14 protein-coding genes are annotated in these 17,887 nt (G+C 74.3%); 4 read left to right on the forward strand and 10 right to left on the reverse strand.

The annotated features are described in order from the left end of the window. Positions 1-34: 34 nt before the first annotated feature. Genes murD through rsmH form a run of 7 tightly spaced genes read right to left on the reverse strand, consistent with a single transcriptional unit; the run spans position 35 to position 9,219 of the window. Entirely contained in the window at positions 35-1,504 is a 1,470-nt protein-coding gene (murD, locus tag D7M15_RS05255) for a UDP-N-acetylmuramoyl-L-alanine--D-glutamate ligase (RefSeq protein ID WP_121520251.1), read from the reverse strand. Next, complete coding sequence (mraY, locus tag D7M15_RS05260; protein ID WP_121516416.1) at positions 1,501-2,565, reverse strand: phospho-N-acetylmuramoyl-pentapeptide-transferase; 1,065 nt, start codon at positions 2,563-2,565, stop codon at positions 1,501-1,503. Before mraY ends, murD begins: the two co-directional genes overlap by 4 nt. Beyond that, positions 2,562-3,968, reverse strand: a complete 1,407-nt coding sequence (murF, locus tag D7M15_RS05265) for a UDP-N-acetylmuramoyl-tripeptide--D-alanyl-D-alanine ligase (RefSeq protein WP_121516417.1) — start codon at positions 3,966-3,968, stop codon at positions 2,562-2,564. The genes mraY and murF overlap by 4 nt, the downstream gene beginning before the upstream one ends. Beyond that, positions 3,965-5,728: a UDP-N-acetylmuramoyl-L-alanyl-D-glutamate--2,6-diaminopimelate ligase gene (locus D7M15_RS05270; protein ID WP_121516418.1), complete on the reverse strand. Its 1,764-nt coding sequence runs from the start codon at positions 5,726-5,728 to the stop codon at positions 3,965-3,967. Before D7M15_RS05270 ends, murF begins: the two co-directional genes overlap by 4 nt. Next, positions 5,712-7,919 (reverse strand): penicillin-binding protein 2, encoded by a 2,208-nt coding sequence (locus tag D7M15_RS05275; protein ID WP_121516419.1) that lies wholly within the window; start codon positions 7,917-7,919, stop codon positions 5,712-5,714. The genes D7M15_RS05270 and D7M15_RS05275 overlap by 17 nt, the downstream gene beginning before the upstream one ends. Continuing rightward, entirely contained in the window at positions 7,916-8,293 is a 378-nt protein-coding gene (locus tag D7M15_RS05280) for a septum formation initiator family protein (protein WP_121516420.1), read from the reverse strand. The genes D7M15_RS05275 and D7M15_RS05280 overlap by 4 nt, the downstream gene beginning before the upstream one ends. Then, the gene (gene rsmH / locus D7M15_RS05285; RefSeq protein ID WP_240649137.1) at positions 8,290-9,219 is read right to left on the reverse strand and encodes a 16S rRNA (cytosine(1402)-N(4))-methyltransferase RsmH; all 930 of its coding nucleotides are present in this window, start codon (positions 9,217-9,219) and stop codon (positions 8,290-8,292) included. The genes D7M15_RS05280 and rsmH overlap by 4 nt, the downstream gene beginning before the upstream one ends. Before the next feature lie 433 nt (positions 9,220-9,652). Between rsmH and D7M15_RS05290 the strand changes: the two genes are divergently transcribed. The 4 genes from D7M15_RS05290 to D7M15_RS05305 are packed head-to-tail and all read left to right on the forward strand — an operon-like array spanning position 9,653 to position 15,029. Further along, positions 9,653-10,189, forward strand: a complete 537-nt coding sequence (locus tag D7M15_RS05290) for a carbonic anhydrase (RefSeq protein WP_121516422.1) — start codon at positions 9,653-9,655, stop codon at positions 10,187-10,189. Positions 10,190-10,222: 33 nt separating this feature from the next. Continuing rightward, entirely contained in the window at positions 10,223-11,248 is a 1,026-nt protein-coding gene (locus tag D7M15_RS05295) for a MoxR family ATPase (RefSeq protein ID WP_121516423.1), read from the forward strand. After that, on the forward strand, positions 11,248-12,639 hold the full coding sequence (locus tag D7M15_RS05300) for a DUF58 domain-containing protein (RefSeq protein WP_121516424.1): 1,392 nt from the start codon (positions 11,248-11,250) through the stop codon (positions 12,637-12,639). The genes D7M15_RS05295 and D7M15_RS05300 overlap by 1 nt, the downstream gene beginning before the upstream one ends. Then, positions 12,636-15,029 (forward strand): DUF3488 and transglutaminase-like domain-containing protein, encoded by a 2,394-nt coding sequence (locus D7M15_RS05305; protein WP_121516425.1) that lies wholly within the window; start codon positions 12,636-12,638, stop codon positions 15,027-15,029. The genes D7M15_RS05300 and D7M15_RS05305 overlap by 4 nt, the downstream gene beginning before the upstream one ends. 288 nt (positions 15,030-15,317) lie before the next feature. Here the strand turns inward: D7M15_RS05305 and D7M15_RS05310 are convergent, their stop codons facing one another. The 3 genes from D7M15_RS05310 to D7M15_RS05320 all read right to left on the reverse strand — a co-directional run bounded on the left by D7M15_RS05310 (position 15,318) and on the right by D7M15_RS05320 (position 17,800). Next, complete coding sequence (locus tag D7M15_RS05310; RefSeq protein ID WP_121516426.1) at positions 15,318-15,749, reverse strand: DUF3040 domain-containing protein; 432 nt, start codon at positions 15,747-15,749, stop codon at positions 15,318-15,320. Positions 15,750-16,194: 445 nt separating this feature from the next. Continuing rightward, positions 16,195-16,950, reverse strand: coding sequence for a methyltransferase (locus D7M15_RS05315; protein WP_121516427.1), 756 nt, complete (start codon positions 16,948-16,950; stop codon positions 16,195-16,197). A 319-nt stretch (positions 16,951-17,269) separates the two neighbouring features. Then, a complete protein-coding gene (locus D7M15_RS05320; protein WP_121516428.1) occupies positions 17,270-17,800 on the reverse strand; it encodes an SAV_6107 family HEPN domain-containing protein in 531 nt (176 codons plus the stop codon). Between the last annotated feature and the right edge of the window lie 87 nt (positions 17,801-17,887).

Consider the following 17,887-nt stretch of genomic DNA (forward strand, 5'->3'; position numbering starts at 1 on the left):
GGTCGCCCGCACCCGCGGTCCGGGGACCGGTGGGCTACTGTCCTTCGGCGGTCGGGACGGCGGCCAGGGCGCGTACCGCCTCCGCGAACGCCTCACCACGCCTGTGGTAGTTCGTGAACATGTCCATCGAGGCGCAGGCCGGTGCCAGCAGGACCGTGTCACCGGGCCGCGCGAGCCGCGCCGCCGCGCGTACGGCCGCCGCCATCGCCCCAGTGTCCGTCCGGTCGAGATCGACCACCGGCACATCCGGGGCGTGTCGCGCGAGGGCTTCGCGGATGAGGTGACGGTCCGCGCCCAGCAGCACGGCGCCGCGCAGCCGCCCGGCCGACGCCGCCACGAGCCCGTCGAACGTCGCGCCCTTCGCGAGCCCTCCCGCGATCCACACGACGGGGTCGTACGCGGCCAACGAGGCTTCCGCGGCATGGGTGTTGGTGGCCTTGGAGTCGTCCACCCAGCGCACGTCGGCCACGTCAGCGACGTGCTCGATGCGGTGCGCGTCGGGGCGGAAGGCGCGCAGCCCGTCCCGTACGGCAGCGGCCGGTACGCCGTAGGCGCGGGCGAGGGCGGCGGCGGCCAGGGCGTTGGCGATGTTGTGCGGGGCGGGCGGGTCGACGTCGCCGACCTCGGCCAGCTCCTGGGCCTGCTGGTGACGGCGTTCCACGAACGCGCGGTCGACCAACAGGCCGTCCACGACGCCGAGTTCGGAGGGGCCGGGGGCGCCGAGGGTGAAGCCGACGGCGCGGCAGCCCTCGACGACGTCGGCCGCGCGCACCAGGTCGGTGGTCGCCGGGTCCGCGGTGTTGTGGACGCAGGCGACCTGGTTGCCCTCGTAGATCCGGCCCTTGTCGGCGGCGTACGCCTCCATGGAGCCGTGCCAGTCGAGGTGGTCGGGCGCGAGGTTGAGGACGGCGGCGGAGTGCGCGCGTACGCTCGGCGCCCAGTGCAGCTGGTAGCTGGACAGTTCGACGGCCAGCACGTCGTACGGCTCCGGGGAGAGCACGACGTCGATCAGCGGGGTGCCGATGTTGCCGACGGCCGCGGTGCGCAGACCGGCGGCCTCCAGGATGGCGGCGAGCATCCGCACGGTGGTGGTCTTGCCGTTGGTGCCGGTGACGGCGAGCCAGGGCGCGGCCGTACGGCCGTCGGCGCCGCGCAGCCGCCAGGCCAGTTCCACGTCGCCCCACACCGGGACGCCCGCCGCCGCCGCGGCGGCGAACAGCGGGCCGTCCGGCTTCCAGCCGGGCGAGGTGACAACGAGGTCGGTGCCCGCGGGCAGCGTGGCGCCGTCGCCGAGGCGGACGGCGACGCCGTTCGCGGCGAGCGGTTCGGCGCGGGCGCGGTGCGCCTCGCCGTCGCCGCCGTCCACGACGGTGACGGCGGCGCCGCACCGGGCCAGCGCGCGGGCGGCGCTGACGCCGCTCACGCCCAGCCCGGCGACGGTGACCTGACGGCCCGTGAAGTCCGCGGGCGCGTCAGTGCCGCCCGGCTCGGTCGCGCCACTCAATTCGAGGCCGCCCACCCTGCGTAGAAGATGCCGATGCCGAGGATGGCGCACATGCCCTGGATGATCCAGAAGCGGACCACGACCAGCACCTCCGACCAGCCCTTCAGCTCGAAGTGGTGCTGGAGGGGCGCCATCTTGAAGACGCGCTTCCCGGTCAGCCGGAACGAGCCGACCTGGATGACCACGGACATCGTGATGAGCACGAACAGGCCGCCGAGGACGGCGAGCAGCAGCTCCGTACGGGAGCAGATCGCCAGTCCGGCGAGGGCGCCGCCCAGGGCCAGGGAGCCGGTGTCGCCCATGAAGATCTTCGCGGGCGAGGTGTTCCACCACAGGAAGCCGAAGCAGGCGCCCATGAGCGCGGCGGCCACGACGGCCAGGTCCAGCGGGTCGCGTACCTCGTAGCAACCGGGGCCCGCGCTCAGCGGGTTGGCGCAGGACTCCTGGTGCTCCCAGACGCAGATGAAGGTGTACGCGCCGAAGACCATCACGGAGGCGCCGGTGGCCAGGCCGTCCAGACCGTCCGTCAGGTTCACGCCGTTCGACATCGCGAGGATCATGAACAGCGCCCAGATGACGAAGATCACCGGGCCGAGGTACCAGCCGAAGTCCTGGGTGAACGACAGCCTGGTGGAGGCCGGCGTCAGGTTCCGGTTGTCCGCGAAGTTCAGGGCCAGGACCGCGAAGGCGATGCCGACGATGAGCTGTCCGGCCATCTTCGCCTTGGCCCGCAGACCGAGGCTCCGCTGCTTGACGATCTTGATGTAGTCGTCCAGGAAGCCGACCACGCCCATGCCCGCGAAGAGGAACAGCACCAGCAGGCCCGAGAAGGACGGCTGGCTGCCGGTCAGCAGCTTCGTCAGGACGTACGCCGCGAGCGTCGCGAAGATGAACGCGATGCCGCCCATCGTCGGGGTGCCGCGCTTGCTGTGGTGGTTCCGCGGCCCGTCGTCGCGGATGAACTGCCCGTAGCCCTTGCGGGCCAGCAGTTTGATCAGCAACGGCGTCCCGATCAGGGACAGGAAGAGACCGATGACCCCCGAGAACAGGATTTGCCTCATCCGGCAGCGACCTCGCCCTCGTCGAGCAGGGCGAGCGCGACCCGCTCCAGCCCCACCGACCGAGACGCCTTCACCAGTACGACATCCCCCGGGCGCAGTTCCCTGCGCAGCAGGTCGACCGCCGCCTGAGCGTCGGACACGTGCACCGACTCCTCACCCCACGAACCCTCGTTCTTGGCGCCCGCGTCGAGCCAGACGGCCTCCTGGCCGCCCACCGCCACGAGCTTGCTGACGTTGAGCCGGACGGCGAGCCGCCCGACCGCGTCGTGCTCGGTGAGCGACTCGTCACCGAGCTCGGCCATCTCCCCGAGCACCGCCCAGGTCCGCCGTCCCCCGGCCATGGCGGCGAGCGCGCGCAGCGCGGCCCGCACGGAGTCGGGGTTGGCGTTGTAGGCGTCGTTGACGACCGTGACGCCGTCGGCGCGCTCGCTGACCTCCATCCGCCAGCGGGAGAGCGTGCCCGCGGCGGAGAGGGCCTCGGCGATCTCCACGACGAACATGCCCAACTCGTGGGCGACGGCCGCCGCTGCGAGCGCGTTCGACACGTGGTGCTCACCGTACAGCCGCATGGTCACGTCACCGCACCCGGAGGGTGTGTGAAGCGTGAAAGCGGGCCTGCCCTGCTCGGTGAGCCGGACGTCGGTGGCGCGTACGTGCGCGTCGGCGGACTCCCCGAAGAGGACGACGCGTGCCTTCGTACGGTCCGCCATGGCGCGTACGTACGTGTCGTCCGCGTTCAGCACGGCGACGCCGCCGTCCTCGGCCGCGGGCAGCGACTCGACCAGCTCGCCCTTGGCCTGCGCGATGGCGTCCCGGCCGCCGAACTCCCCGATGTGGGCGACGCCGACGTTCAGCACGACGCCGACGCGGGGCGGCACCAGCTCGGTGAGGTAGCGGATGTGGCCGATGCCGCGGGCGCCCATCTCCAGGACGAGGAAGCGGGTGTCCCGTTCGGCGCGCAGCGCGGTGACGGGCAGCCCGATCTCGTTGTTGAGGGAACCGGCGGGCCAGACGGTCGGGCCCAGCCGCTCCAGGAGCTGCGCGAGCAGGTCCTTGGTGCTGGTCTTGCCCGCCGAGCCGGTGAGGGCGACGACGCGGGTGCCGAGGCGGGCCACGGTGTACCGGGCGAGGGCGCCGAGCGCCTTCTCGACGTCGTCCACGACGATCGCCGGTACGCCCACGGGCCGGGTCGCGAGGACGGCGACGGCACCGTCCTCGACGGCCCGCACGGCGTAGTCGTGGCCGTCGACGCGCTCGCCGTCGAAGGCGGCGAACAGTCCGCCCGGCGTCACCTGCCGGGAGTCGATCACGACCGGGCCGGTCACCTCGGCGTCCGGGTCCGGTATGTCGCGCTGCCGCCCGGAGACGGCGGCGGCGATCTCGGTGAGGGTGAGGGGGATCATCGGTTCTGGTCGTCCGCCTGGGAGTTGTCGTCCGGCTCGGGTCCGCGCGCCCGTGCGCCGTGCTGTCGTACGCCCTGCTGTTCCGCGCCGCCGCGCGCCGCCTCGATGGCCGCGCGCAGCACCTTCCGGTCGTCGAACGGGCGGACCACGCCCGCGATGTCCTGGCCCAGCTCGTGGCCCTTGCCGAGGACGAGGACGCTGTCCCCCGGCTCCGCGCGGGCCACGGCCGCGGTGACGGCCGCCGCCCGGTCCTCCTCGACCAGCACGGTGCCGCGCTCGTACGCGGGGACCTCGGCGGCGCCGGCCAGCATGGTGGCCAGGATCGCCAGCGGGTCCTCCGTACGCGGGTTGTCGGAGGTGAGCACGGCGGTGTCGGAGAGGCGGGCGAGGGCCGCGCCCATCGCGGTCCGCTTGTGCGGGTCGCGGTCGCCACCGCAGCCGAGGACGGCGTGCACGGCGCCGTCGGTGACCTTGCGGATGGCGTAGAGGACGGACTCGACGGCGTCGGGCTTGTGCGCGTAGTCGACGACGGCGAGGTACGGCTGCCCGGCGTCGACCCGTTCCAGCCGCCCCGGCACGCCCGGTACGGCGGCGACGCCGTCGGCGGCGGCCTGCGGGTCGACCCCGGCGACGGCGAGGGCGACGACGGCGGCGAGCGCGTTGGCGACGTTGAACGGGCCGGGGAGCGGCGCGACGGCGGTCACGGTGACGCCCTCGGGGCCCAGGATGGTGAACGTCGAGCCCAGCGGCCCCACTTCGACCCCGTCCGCGCGCCAGTCGGCGTCGGGGTGGCCCTCGGCGGAGAAGGTGGTGACGGGGACCTCGGACTCGGTGATGAGGCGGAAGCCGTACTCGTCGTCGAAGTTGACGACGCCCGCGCGGGACCGCGCCTTGGTGAACAGCTGCCGCTTCGCGCGGAAGTAGTCCTCCATGTCCGGGTGGAAGTCCAGGTGCTCGGGGCTGAGGTTGTTGAAGACGGCGACGTCGAAGACGCAGCCGTCGACCCGGCCCAGCACCAGCGCGTGGCTGGAGACCTCCATGGCGACGGACCGTACGCCGCGTTCCCGCATCACCGCGAACAGCGCCTGGAGTTCGGTGGCCTCGGGCGTCGTACGCTCCGACTTGAGGCGCTCGTCCCCGATCCGGGACTCGACGGTGCCGATCAGGCCGGTGAGCGAGCCGTCCTTCTCGGCGGCCTTCCGCAGACCGCCCTCGATCAGGTACGCCGTGGTGGTCTTGCCGGAGGTGCCGGTGATGCCGATCTGGAGCAGGTCCTCGCCCGGCTCGCCGTAGATCCGGGCGGCCAGCGCGCCCATCCGGGCCCGGGGGTCGGGCACGGTGAGGACGGGGAGCCCGGTGGCGGCGGCCCGTTCCGTACCGGTCGGGTCGGTGAGGACGGCGACGGCGCCGAGGCTCAGGGCCTGGGTGGCGAAGTCCGCGCCGTGGAAACGGGCGCCGGGCAGCGCGGCGTACACGTCGCCGGGCCGCACCGCGCGCGAGTCGTGCGTGATGCCGGTGGCGGCGGGGGCCGGGGCCCCGTCCGTCGGCTCACCGTCGGGCGCCGGGACGCCCAGCTGCGCGGCCAGCTCGGCCAGGGGCGCGGGGCGGGGGTGTTCCGGGCGCGGCGGCGCGGTGGGGTTCTGATCAGCTTGTGGCACGGCGGTGAGCGTACCGGGCGGCGGCTGCGCGTCGCGAAGTGAGGGGCGCGGGGGGTCCGCGGAGTCCGAGCGGTGCGACGCACCGTCAGTGATCGTTCTCACGTGCTGCTCCGTGGCGTTCGTTCTGGTCGAAGAAGACGGGCATGGGGCTCGGTTTCGCACCGGTGGGCGGGACCTGGAGCGTCTTCAGGGAGAACTCCATGACCTGCTTGAAGACGGGGCCGCACACGTCGCTGCCGAAGTAACTGCCCTTGCGGGGGTTCTGCACGGCGCAGTAGACGGTGACGCGCGGCTTGTCGGCCGGGGCGAACCCGGCGAAGGAGGAGGTGTAGCCGCGGTAGCGGCCGGTCTCCGGGTCCACCCGGTTGGCCGTGCCGGTCTTGCCGGCGATCCGGTAGCCGGGGACGCGGGCGACGGTTCCGGTGCCCTCGTCGCTGGCGACGACCGTCTCCAGCATGCGCGCCAGCGTACCCGCCGTCTTGCCGCTCACGACCCGCCGCTCCGCCGGTTCGGGCGCCGCGGTGAACTCGCCGTCCGGGCCCGTCGTACCCCGTACGAGGCTGGGTGCCACGCGGGTGCCGCCGTTGGCGATGGTGGAGTATATCGACGCGGCCTGCACGGCGTTGAGCGAGAGGCCCTGCCCGAACGGGATGGTGTGCTGCTGCGACGCCGACCAGTCGCCGGGCGCGGCGAGCAGCCCGGGGGTCTCGCCGGGGAAGCCGAGTCCGGTCTTGCGGCCGACGCCGAACTTCCGCAGGTACGAGTACAGCACCTCGTTCGCCTGCCGCTGCGTCTTGCCGAGCTGCTCGGCGGCGAGGATCGTGCCGATGTTGCTGGACTTGGCGAGTACGCCGTTGAGTGTCAGCTCCCACGTGGGGTGGTCGACGTCGTCGGCGAAGGCACGGTCGGCGCGCGGCAGCCGGTTGGGCACGGTGACGTGGGTGCCGGGTGAGGCGACGCCCTCCTCCAGCACGGCGGCCAGCGACATCAGCTTGGACGTGGAGCCGGGCTCGAACGCGTCCTGGAGCGCGCCGTTGCCGAGGCTGGCGCTGTCGGCGCCGCCGAGGTGGTTCGGGTCGAAGGTGGGCGCGTTGGCCACCGAGAGCAGTTCGCCGGTCGCGGTGTCCTGCACGACGACGTAGCCGCTGTCGGCCTTGGACTTCTCGACCTGCTCGGTGATGGCGCGCTGCGCCGCCCACTGGATGTCCCGGTCGAGGGTCAGCTCGATGTCCGAGCCGGGCACCGGGGAGCGTTCCTTCACGTCGGCGGTGGGGACCTGGCGGCCGCCGGACTGGGTGTAGGTGATCTTCCCGTCCTCGCCCTGGAGTTCGCCGTCGAGCAGCGCCTCCAACCCGCCGCCGCCCCTGCCGTCGGCGGAGACGAAGCCGAGGACGCTGGCGCCGAGTTCGTCGTTCGGGTAGACGCGTTTGGCGTGCTCCTCGGAGTAGACCCCGGCGAGCACGTTGGCGCCGCCGCCCTTGGCCGCCTTGTCGGCGAGGGCGCTCTTGAGGTCCTTGATCTGCCGCCACGCCGCCGGGGTCCGCTTGCCGGCGAGCACGGTGTAGCGGGTGTCGCGCTGCGAGAGCTTCGCGGTCAGCTCCTTCGGGTCCTCGCCGAGGATGGGCGCCAGCAGGGTGGCCGCCTGGGCGGGGGCGTCCCGTACGCCCGCCTGGTCGGGCCGGAAGAGGTACGGGTCGGCGGTGATGTCGTACGCGTCGACCGTGGTGGCCAGCGGGGTGCCGTCGCGGGCGGTCATGGTGCCGCGGTCGGCGGCGAGCGGCACGGTGATGTAGCGGTTGACGGCGGCCTTGTCCGCGAACGCGCTCGCGTCGACCGCCTGCACCTGGAGCAGCCGGGCCGTGAAGAGCAGCACGACGAGCGTGAGGGTGAGGCCGATCAGCCGCAGCCGGGGGCGCGGGCGGGCGAGCCGCACCACGGGGGCGGCGGGCGGGCGTTCACCCGTACGGCCCGGGGGGCGGCGGGTGTCGCGGTGCCCGGCGGCGTCGGGGCGGGGCGGGCGGGGGGCGCCGGTCGCGCGGGGCGCGTCGGGGCGGGCGGGGCGCGGGACGCGGCGGGCGGAACGGGCGTCGCGGGGAGCGGGTTCGCGGGGGCGCTCGTCGCGGCGCGCGCGGGCGTCCCGCTCGTCGCGCGGGCGCGGGCCGCGGGGGGCGTCGCGCCCCTCACGCCCCTCCCGGCTCCCGCGCGCCTCACGCCGTTCGCGGCCGTCGCGCCGGTCCCGCCCGTCGCGGCCCTCGCGCCCGTCGCGCCCCTCTCCGCCGGACCGTTCGCTCACGGCTCCTCCCGTTCACCCTCGTCCACGGCCGGTTCGGGCTCGCCGCGCACCGTGCCGTCGGGGGCCAGGAACGCGGGCGGGCCGCCCGGCACCATGCCCAGCTCGCGGGCGCGCTCCTCCAGCGCGCCGGGCGCGGAGTACGAGCCGACCTCCTGCTCCAGCGCCTGCTGCTCGTCGGTCAGCTCCTGCGTCTCCCGTTCCAGGTCGTCGAGGCGGAACGAGCCGTTGTTGAGCGACGCGTTGAGCAGCAGCAGCGCGAGCAGTCCCCCGCCGAGCAGCAGGACCATCAGCAGGACGAACGGGGTGCGCGCCGCCCGCGTACCGCTCGCCGGGACCAGCTCCACCAGCCGGGTCAGCCGCCGCTGCGCCGTCACGGCTGCACCTCCCTGACCCGTTCGGCGCCGCGCAGCCGGGCGGGCGCCGCGCGGCGGTTGGCGGCGATCTCGTCCTCCGTGGGCAGTTCCGCGCCGCGGGTGAGCAGGGCCAGCCGCGGCTGGTAGCGCTCGGGTACGACGGGCAGCCCGGCGGGGGCGGTGCTGGTGGCGCCCGCGGTGAGGACGCGTTTGACGAGGCGGTCCTCCAGCGAGTGATACGCGAGGACGGCGACGCGACCACCCACCGCCAGCGCGTCCACGGCCGCCGGAACGGCCCGTTCCAGGACGGCCAGTTCGCCGTTGACCTCGATGCGCAGCGCCTGGAAGGTGCGCTTGGCCGGGTTGCCGCCGGTGCGCTTCGCGGCCTGCGGCAGCGCGTCGCGGATCAGCTCGACGAGCCGCGCGCTGTTCCGGAACGGCTCCCGGTCCCGTTCCCGCACCACCGCCTCGACGATGCGCCGCGCCTGCTTCTCCTCGCCGTACGCCCGCAGCAGCCGTACGAGATCGCCCGGCGGGTACGTGTTGAGGACCTCCGCCGCGCTCATCCCCCGCGTCTGGTCCATCCGCATGTCCAGCGGCGCGTCCTGGGCGTACGCGAAGCCGCGCTCCGCCTCGTCCAGCTGCATCGAGGAGACACCGAGGTCGAACAGCACGCCCTGCACCCGCGGGGTGCCGAGCTTGGCCAGGACCTCGGGCAGCTCGTCGTAGACGGCGTGCACGAGGGTGGCGCGGTCGCCGTACGGGGCCAGCCGCGCCCCGGCGAGGTCGAGGGCGGCGGTGTCGCGGTCCAGGCCGACCAGGCGTACGTCGGGGAAGCGCGCGAGCAGCGCCTCGGCGTGCCCGCCGAGGCCGAGCGTGCAGTCGACGACGGTCGCTCCCGGTCCGGCGAGGGCGGGGGCGAGGAGGTCCAGGCAGCGTTCCAGCATGACCGGGACGTGACGCTCGTTCGTACTCAATGTGCCCTCTCAGGTCCGGCGGGCACCAGGGGCCTGTCGGCCGCACGTGCGTCCTGGTCCCCGCCCGCTCTGCCGGGAAAGCGGCCTCTGGCGCCGGGGAAGTGACGTCAGTCGGCTCCGAGCGGGAGGAGACCGGGCCGCACGTACACAGCCGCGCACGCGAGGACCGCGTACACGGAGGGCCCGGGGTCCACGGGGAGTGTCACGGCTCCCACTTCGCGTCACTTTAGTCCACAGGCCCCGGCGGTCAACCAACTGGTCAGGCGCGTCCCCGGCCGCTCCACGCGGGCGGCGCACGCCCCGCGCACCCACTCTGTGGGTTACGTCACATGACCTGGCTTGACCCCTTTTACCCGCTTCTCCTCACGGGCCGAACGCGCGGGCGACGGCTAACGTCGTACGCATGTCCTCCCTTTCTTCTTCCCGCGAAGAGACCGTGACCGACCGCCTCGTAGCGGCCAACGAGCAGTACGCGTCCCAGTTCACGGACCCCGGCATGGACGCGCGGCCCGTGCAGCGCGTCGCCGTCGTCGCGTGCATGGACGCCCGGCTCGACCTGCACGCCGCGCTCGGGCTCCGGCTCGGCGACTGCCACACCATCCGGAACGCCGGGGGCGTCGTCACCGACGACACCATCCGGTCGCTGACCATCAGCCAGCGGGCCCTGGGGACCCGTTCGGTGGTGCTCATCCACCACACGGGCTGCGGGCTGCTCAACCTCACCGAGGACTTCCGGCACGAGCTGGCCGCCGAGGTCGGGCAGCGGCCGAGCTGGGCGGTGGAGGCGTTCCGCGACCTCGACAGCGACGTGCTCCAGTCGATGGAGCGCGTCCGTACCTCTCCGTTCCTGCTGCACAAGGACGACGTGCGCGGCTTCGTGTTCGACGTGCGCACCGGCAGCCTGCGGGAGATCGAACCCGGGATCGCCCCGGAACAGTGACGTAAGCCCCTGCCACCGTGAAGAATGGGCCAAGTGACAACGTATGACGAACACGTGAGCCTGGGTGAGCTGACCACCACGGCGGACGACGTGCGCCGCTCGGTGGAGAGCGTCATCGAGGGCAAGCCGGAGGCGGTACGCCTCTCGCTGACCGTGCTGCTCGCCGAGGGCCACCTGTTGATCGAGGACGTGCCGGGCGTCGGCAAGACGATGCTCGCCAAGGCCCTGGCACGCTCGATCGACTGCACGGTCCGGCGCATCCAGTTCACGCCGGACCTGCTGCCGTCCGACATCACGGGTGTCAGCGTCTACGACCAGCAGCGGCAGGACTTCGAGTTCAAGCCGGGCGCGATCTTCGCCCAGATCGTGCTCGGCGACGAGATCAACCGCGCCTCCCCCAAGACCCAGTCCGCGCTGCTGGAGTCGATGGAGGAGCGGCAGGTGACGATCGACGGGCAGACGTACCCGCTGCCCGACCCGTTCATGGTCGTCGCCACGCAGAACCCGGTCGAGATGGAGGGCACGTACCCGCTGCCCGAGGCGCAGCGCGACCGCTTCATGGCCCGCGTCTCCATCGGCTACCCCAGCCCCGCCGCCGAGTTGGAGATGCTCGACGTGCACGGCGGCGCCTCCCCGCTGGACGACCTCCAGCCGGTGGCGCACGCCCACGACATCGTGAAGCTCGTCGAGGCGGTGCGCGGCGTCCACGTCTCGGACCCGGTGCGGCGGTACGCGGTGGAGCTGGTCTCCGCCACCCGTACGCACCCGGACCTGCGGCTGGGCGCCTCGCCGCGCGCCACCCTGCACCTGCTGCGCGCGGCGCGGGCGGCGGCGGCGCTGAGCAGCCGCGAGTTCGCGCTGCCGGACGACGTGCAGGCGCTGGCCGTGCACGTGCTCGCGCACCGGCTGCTGCCGACGGCGCAGGCGCAGCTGAACCGGCGTACGCCCGAGCAGGTCGTCGCGGAGATCGTGCAGCGCACCCCGGTGCCGACCGGCGCCGGCCCGGCCGCCCCCGGCGCGCCGCCCGACCACGGCCGACAGCAGCCGCGGGGGTACTGATGTCCGCCGACCCGCGCGCGCAGGGTGCCCTGGCCGACCAGGGTCCGGCCCCCGCGCGGGGGCCGGACCCGGACGGCTCCGGTGGCTCCGACGGTCCCGGCCGCGACCGGCAGCAGGGCACCCTGCGCGGCGCGCTCGGCGGCCTCACCACCCGGGGCCGCTCCTTCCTCGCAGCCGGACTGGCCGCGACCCTCTGCGCGTACGTGCTCGGGCAGGCCGACCTGCTGCGGGTCGGCATGCTGCTGGCCGTACTCCCGCTGGTCTGCGTCGTGGTGCTGCACCGCACCCGCTACCGCGTCGCCGGATCACGCCGCCTCACCCCCTCCCGCGTACCGGCGCGCGACGAGTCGCGCGTGCACCTGCGGGTCGACAACGTCTCGCGGCTGCCCACCGGACTGCTGATGCTCCAGGACCGCGTGCCGTACGTGCTGGGCCCGCGCCCCCGCTTCGTACTGGACCGGGTCGAGCCGGGCGGACGCCGCGAGGTGTCCTACCGGGTGCGCTCGGACCTGCGCGGGCGCTTCCCGCTCGGACCGTTGCAGCTGCGGCTGACCGACCCGTTCGGGATGTGCGAGCTGACACGGTCGTTCCACGCGTACGACACGCTGACCGTCGTACCGCGCGTGGAGCCGCTGCCCGCCGTACGGCTGGCCGGGGAGACCACCGGGTACGGCGACGGGCGGCAGCGTTCGCTGGCCCTCGCCGGTGACGACGACGTGATCCCCCGCGGCTACCGGCACGGAGACGACCTGCGCCGCGTCCACTGGCGTTCCACCGCCCGCCACGGCGAGCTGATGGTCCGCCGCGAGGAGCAGCCGCAGAAGGCGCGCTGCACCGTACTGCTGGACACGCGGCGCGACGCGTACTCCGGTTCGGGCCCGGACTCGCCCTTCGAGTGGGCCGTCTCCGGTGCCGCCTCCGTCTGCCTGCACCTGCTGGAACGGGGCTACGCCGTACGGCTGCTGACCGACACCGGCGCGATGGCGCCCGGCCCGGACGGGGCGAGTTTCGGCGGCGACTCCTCGGACACGGCGGGGCTGCTGCTGGACACCCTGGCCGTCGTCGAGCACTCCGCCGAGCCCGGCCTGGGCCGCGCGCACGACGTGCTGCGCGGGAGCACGACCGGCCGCGAGGGGCTGCTGGTCGCCTTCCTCGGCGACCTGGACGAGGACCAGGCGACGCTGGTGGCGGGGATGCGGCAGCGGACGAACCGGGCGGTGGCGTTCGCCGCCCAGGCCGCGTACCCGGGGCTGGGCAGGGAGGCGTTCGACGCCTCCCTGCGGGTGCTGGCCGAGTCGGGCTGGACCGCGCTGCCCGGCGGACCGGGCATCTCGGTGCCCGCGCTCTGGCGGGACGCGGACAACGCCGTGGTGAAGGGGCTGGACCGATGAGTGGACGTGCCCGGCTCGCGGTCTGCGCGGCCACGGCGACCCTGGCCGCCGCCTGCGCGCTGCTGCCGCTGGTGAACCCGGCGACCTGGCTGCTCCAGGCGGCGCTGCTGGTGCTGGTGCAGACGGGCGTGGGCGCGGCGGCCCGCCGGGTGCCGCTGGCGCGGCCCCTGACCGTACTGGCGCAGGCGCTGGTGTCGCTGGTGCTGCTCACGCTGGTCTTCGCCTCGGGCCACGCGCTCGCCGGGGTGGTGCCGAGCCCGGAGTCGTTCCGGCACTTCGCGGACCTGCTGGACGAGGGCTCACGGGACGTGAGCCGCTTCGCCATACCGGCGCCCGTCACCGACGGCATCCGGCTGATGCTCGTCGGCGGCGTGCTGACCGTCGCCCTCCTCGTGGACGCCGTCGCCGTCACGTACCGCAGCGCCGCACCGGCCGGGCTCCCCCTCCTCGCGCTCTACTCGGTGGCCGCCGGGCTGTCCGAGGACGGCGCGCGCTGGCTGTGGTTCGTGCTCGCGGCGGGCGGCTACCTGCTGCTGCTCCTCGCCGAGGGGCGGGAACGGCTGTCCCAGTGGGGCCGCGTCTTCACCGACCGGCCCCGCCCATTCGGCCGGGGACACCAGCCGGGCGGCGTGACCGGCCCGGCGCTGGCGCCGGTGCGCACCGGCCGCCGGATCGGGGCGCTGTCGCTGGGCATCGCGCTCGTCGTGCCCGCGCTGCTGCCGTCGCTGAGCGGCGGCCTGCTGGACTCCGTACGCGACCGGGGCGGCGGCAGCAGCGACAGCAGCACGGTCTCCGCCGTGAACCCGCTGGTCGCGCTCCAGGACAGCCTGAACCAGCCGGAGAACCGCACCGTGCTGACGTACGGCAGCGACAGCCGTTCGCCGGACGAGATGTACCTGCGGATCGTCGCCCTCGACCAGTTCGACGGCTCGTCGTGGAAGCCGTCCGAGCGGCGCATCACCGAGGTGCCGAACCCGCTGCCGACACCGCTCGGGCTCGGCCCGGACGTACGCACCGACACCGTCCGTACGAACATCAAGGCCGCCGACTGGTACGCGCAGAACTGGCTGCCGATGCCGTACCCGGCCAGCCGCGTACGGACCGAGGGCCGCTGGCGGTTCGAGCCGGAGGGCCGGACGCTCGTCGGGGACCGGGGGCAGACCACGCAGGGCGTGCGGTACGACGTGGAGAGCCTGACCGTACGGCCCACCGCCCGGCAGCTGGCCGAGGCGGGGGCGCCGCCGGACGCGCTGGCGCGGGAGTACACGGAGGTCCCGGACTCGCTGCCGTCCGTCGTGCACCGCAAGGCCCGGCAGATCACCCGCACCGCGACCAACGACTACCAGCGGGCGGTCGACCTCCAGCAGTGGTTCGCGGAGGACGGCGGCTTCACGTACGACACGGAGGTGCGGGCCGGGAGCGGGTCCGCCGCGATCGTCAACTTCCTGGAGCAGAAGGAGGGCTTCTGCGTCCACTTCGCGTTCTCGATGGCGGCGATGTCCCGCACGCTGGGCATCCCGGCGCGGGTCGCGGTGGGCTTCACGCCCGGCACGTCGCAGAGTTCCGGGCGGATGGCGGTCGGCCTCCAGGACGCGCACGCCTGGCCGGAGCTGTACTTCGAGGGCGTCGGCTGGACCCGCTTCGAACCGACGCCGACCCGCGGCTCCGCGCCCGTGTACGCGCAGCCGGACGCGCCGGACCTCGACGACGGCGCCGAGGACGAACTGCCCGCGCTGCCCGACGAGTCGGACGAGCCGAACCCGACGCCGTCCAGCTCGCAGGAGTGCACGGCGGAGCAGAAGCGGGCCGACCCGCAGTGCGGGCAGCTCGCCCCCACCACCGGCTCCGGGTCGTCCGGCGGGGGGTTCCCGCTGCGGACGGCCGGGGTGCTGGCGGCCGTCGCCGTGGTCGGCGTGGGGCTGCCGTTGCTGCCGCTGCTGTGGCGGACGCGGGTACGCGCCCGGCGCCTCGGTCCGCGCGGCGGGCCGCTCGACGCGTGGCGGGAGCTGCTCGACTCGGGCTGGGACCACGGCGTACCGCCCGAGGGGTCCGCGACGCCCCGCAAGGCCGCGGCGCGGCTCGCCCACGAGGGCGGGCTGGGGCCGGAGGCGGCCGGGGCGGCGCACCGGGTGGCGCTGGCGGTGGAGCAGGTGCTGTACGCGCGGGAGCCGCGTCCGGCGGACGGGCTCGCGAACGACGTACGCCGGGTGCGGCAGGCGCTGCACGACGGGGCGTCGAAGCGGGTACGGGCGCGGGCGGTGCTGCTGCCGCGTTCGGCCGTGCGCGTGAGGTGGGCGGTCTCGGCCCGCTGGGAGGCGACGGTGGAGCGGTGGCGCGACCGGGTACGGCTGCGGTTGCGGCTGCGGCCGGTCACCGGGCCGAAGCGATGAGGCGGTGAAGGCGCGCGGTGGACGGAGCGGGTACGGGGGGTGCGCCGTGCGGGTGCCGGTACGGGCCACGGGGCAGCCTTGGCCGGTGCCCGCGGACCGGCCCCGGGCACCGGCCAAGGCTGCCCCGGACATGACGAACGGGTGGGGGCCGCCTCTCTGAAGAGGTGGCCCCCACCCGTTCACCGCACCGACCGTGCTGGTCGTCGTCGTGGAGGAATCCGCCGATCCGAGGAGAAGCGGACGCTCATCGCGTCCGCCCGCCCGTCCCGCTCGTGCCGTGCGCCGCCGCTAGCCCTGCTCGTCCCGTCGGCGCTGCCAACGGTCCTCGATACGGTTCATCATGGAGCGCCGCTGCTGGCGCTGCTGCCGGGGCTGGCGGCGCTGCCGCAGGCCGCCGGAGGACGACGGCGCCGGACCGGAGCCCGTACCGTGCTGCTCCTCACCGGGCTTCGGCGCCTTGCGCCAGCCGGTCACGGCCAGCACCGCGCAGCCGAGCATGACGAGGAAGCCGACGACGCTGATCCAGATCTGCTGCGCGACCATCCCGGCCATGAGGAGGGCGATACCCACGAGGAAACCCGCCACTGCCTGGTAGACCCGCTTGCGGGTGTACGTGCGCAGCTCGCTTCCTTCGAGCGCTGTCGCGAATTTGGGATCTTCGGCGTACAGCGCTCGCTCCATCTGCTCGAGCATGCGTTGCTCGTTCTCAGAGAGCGGCACGGCGTCCTCCTACTCGTCGGTCGCGGGGGCGACCGGATGCGGCTCTTCAAGGATAGGCAGGGAATCGCCCCCGTGAAACCCGCCCTCTACGCCAATTCCTCCCACCTGCGCCGGGATGCCGGAGAGGGGTGGCGGTCGGTGTATTCCCGTCATTCCCTCACCGCCTGTCCGTCATGCCGGACGGTGTCCCTCGATCATACGGGGCGTAGCAGTCAACCGGGCGGGCTGTGGCTCAGCCCACGACGACGGGTCCGGAGCGCCTCCGGCGGCCCGTGGATCCGGGGGCGCGGAGGCGGCCGTCGCGGTGAACGGCCGCCCCGGACGGCGGTGTCCGGAGCGTGGTCGGCACGGACCCGGCGGGGCCGGTGGAGCCGGCGCGTGGACCGTACGACGTACCGCGCGGACGGCACCGGGCGTACGGGCGGGCGGGTCCGGCGACCGTGCCTCAGCGCGGCCCGACCTCGGCCAGCACGTGCAGGCGGCTCGCGACCGAGTGGAACGCGGGCAGCTCGGCCGCCGCGGCCTCCAGGCGCGCCAGCGCCTCCTGCGCGTCCGGCTCGGTGTCGACGAGCGCTCCGGGCACCAGGTCCGCGAAGACCCGTACACCGTGCACGGACACGACGCCCAGCCCCGTGCCGGTCACCAGGTCGGTCAGCTGCTCGGCGGTGAAGCGGCGCGGCACCGGGTCGCCGTCGCCCCAGCGGCCGTCGTCGGAGGTGAGCGCCTGTCGGGCCTCGGTGAAGTGGCCCGCCAGGGCGCGCGCCAGCACGGCGCCGCCCAACCCGGCCGCCAGCAGGCTGAGCACGCCGCCTTCGGGGCGGAGCGCCGCGACGACGTTGCGCAGGCCGTCGGCCGGGTCGTCCACGTACTCCAGGACGCCGTGGCAGAGCACGGCGTCGAAGCCGCCGCGCGCGACGACCTCGAAGAGACCGTGCGTGTCGCCCTGCACGCCGCGCACCAGGTCGACGACCCCGGCCTCGGCCGCGCGGCGCTCCAGCGCGAAGAGCGCGTTGGGGCTGGGGTCGACCACCGTGACGCGGTGGCCGAGGCGGGCCAGGGGCACCGAGAAGTTGCCGGTGCCGCCGCCCGTGTCGAGGACTTCGAGGACGTCACGGCCGGTGGCCGCGGCCCGCCGTTCCAGCGCGTCCCGCATGACCTCCCAGACCACGGCGGTACGGGTGGAAGCGCGGGGGCGGGACATGGCGGAGCTCCTCGGCGGCTCTGGTGCTGGCGCGCCCAGCCTAGGCGATGTCCGGGCGATCTTCTCGGGCTCGCGACGACGGCCACGGCACCTCGCGGCGTTGTCGGAGTCGTCCATGTACGGCCCGGTACGAGGACGATCCTCCGCCTTGCGATGCACCGCATCCGACGCCGCGAGCCACCCCTCAAAGACCGCCCGGACACCACCTGGGCGATGTCCGCCCCGACACCACCTCGGTGACGTCCGCCCCGACACCGCCTCGCCGAGGGGCCCCGCCCGGTGTCCCGTCCCCGCTCCTCCGGGTCCGGGCCGCCCCGCGCTAGCCCGCGCGCGGGTGCGTGTCCGGCAGGCCGGGCGCGGGCCCGCGCCGTACGGGCGCGTCCCACGGCTCGTCCGCCGGTGCCACCCGTGGCTGGGGCAGGGCGGGCTGGGCGACGAGCATCCGCTCGACGAGTCGCAGGAACGCACCGGCCGCGCGGACGAGGTCGTCCGCGTCGCGCGGGCTCGCGGCGTCCTGGATGCCCGCCTCGGCGCGGGCGCGGCGCTGGGCGCCGGAGGCGAACAGCACGCACCACTCGGTCAGTTCGGGCGTCACCTCGGGCAGCACGTCCCAGGCGCTGCGTATGCGCTGCCTGCGGCGTTCGTTCGTCTCGGGGCGTCCGCGCACCGCGAGCACGGCGGCGGCCGTGCGCAGCGCGGCCAGATGGGCCGTGGCGTACCGCTCGTTGGGCGCCTCCGTCGCCGCGGCCTCGTCGAGGCCGTGCTGCGCCTGCGCGAGCAGGTCGCGCGCGGCGGGCGGGGCCGTGGCGCGGCGGAGGACGGGATGGACATCGTTCGGGGGCCCGTGCATGGCGAACCTCCTGCAAGTCGTCTGACGGTTCCGATGATGCGGCCGTACGCGTACATCGTTGCGCACGCCACTGACAATCCGCCCTGA

This window comes from Streptomyces sp. Z26 (genome assembly GCF_003665095.1).
Taxonomy (GTDB): domain Bacteria; phylum Actinomycetota; class Actinomycetes; order Streptomycetales; family Streptomycetaceae; genus Streptomyces; species Streptomyces phytohabitans.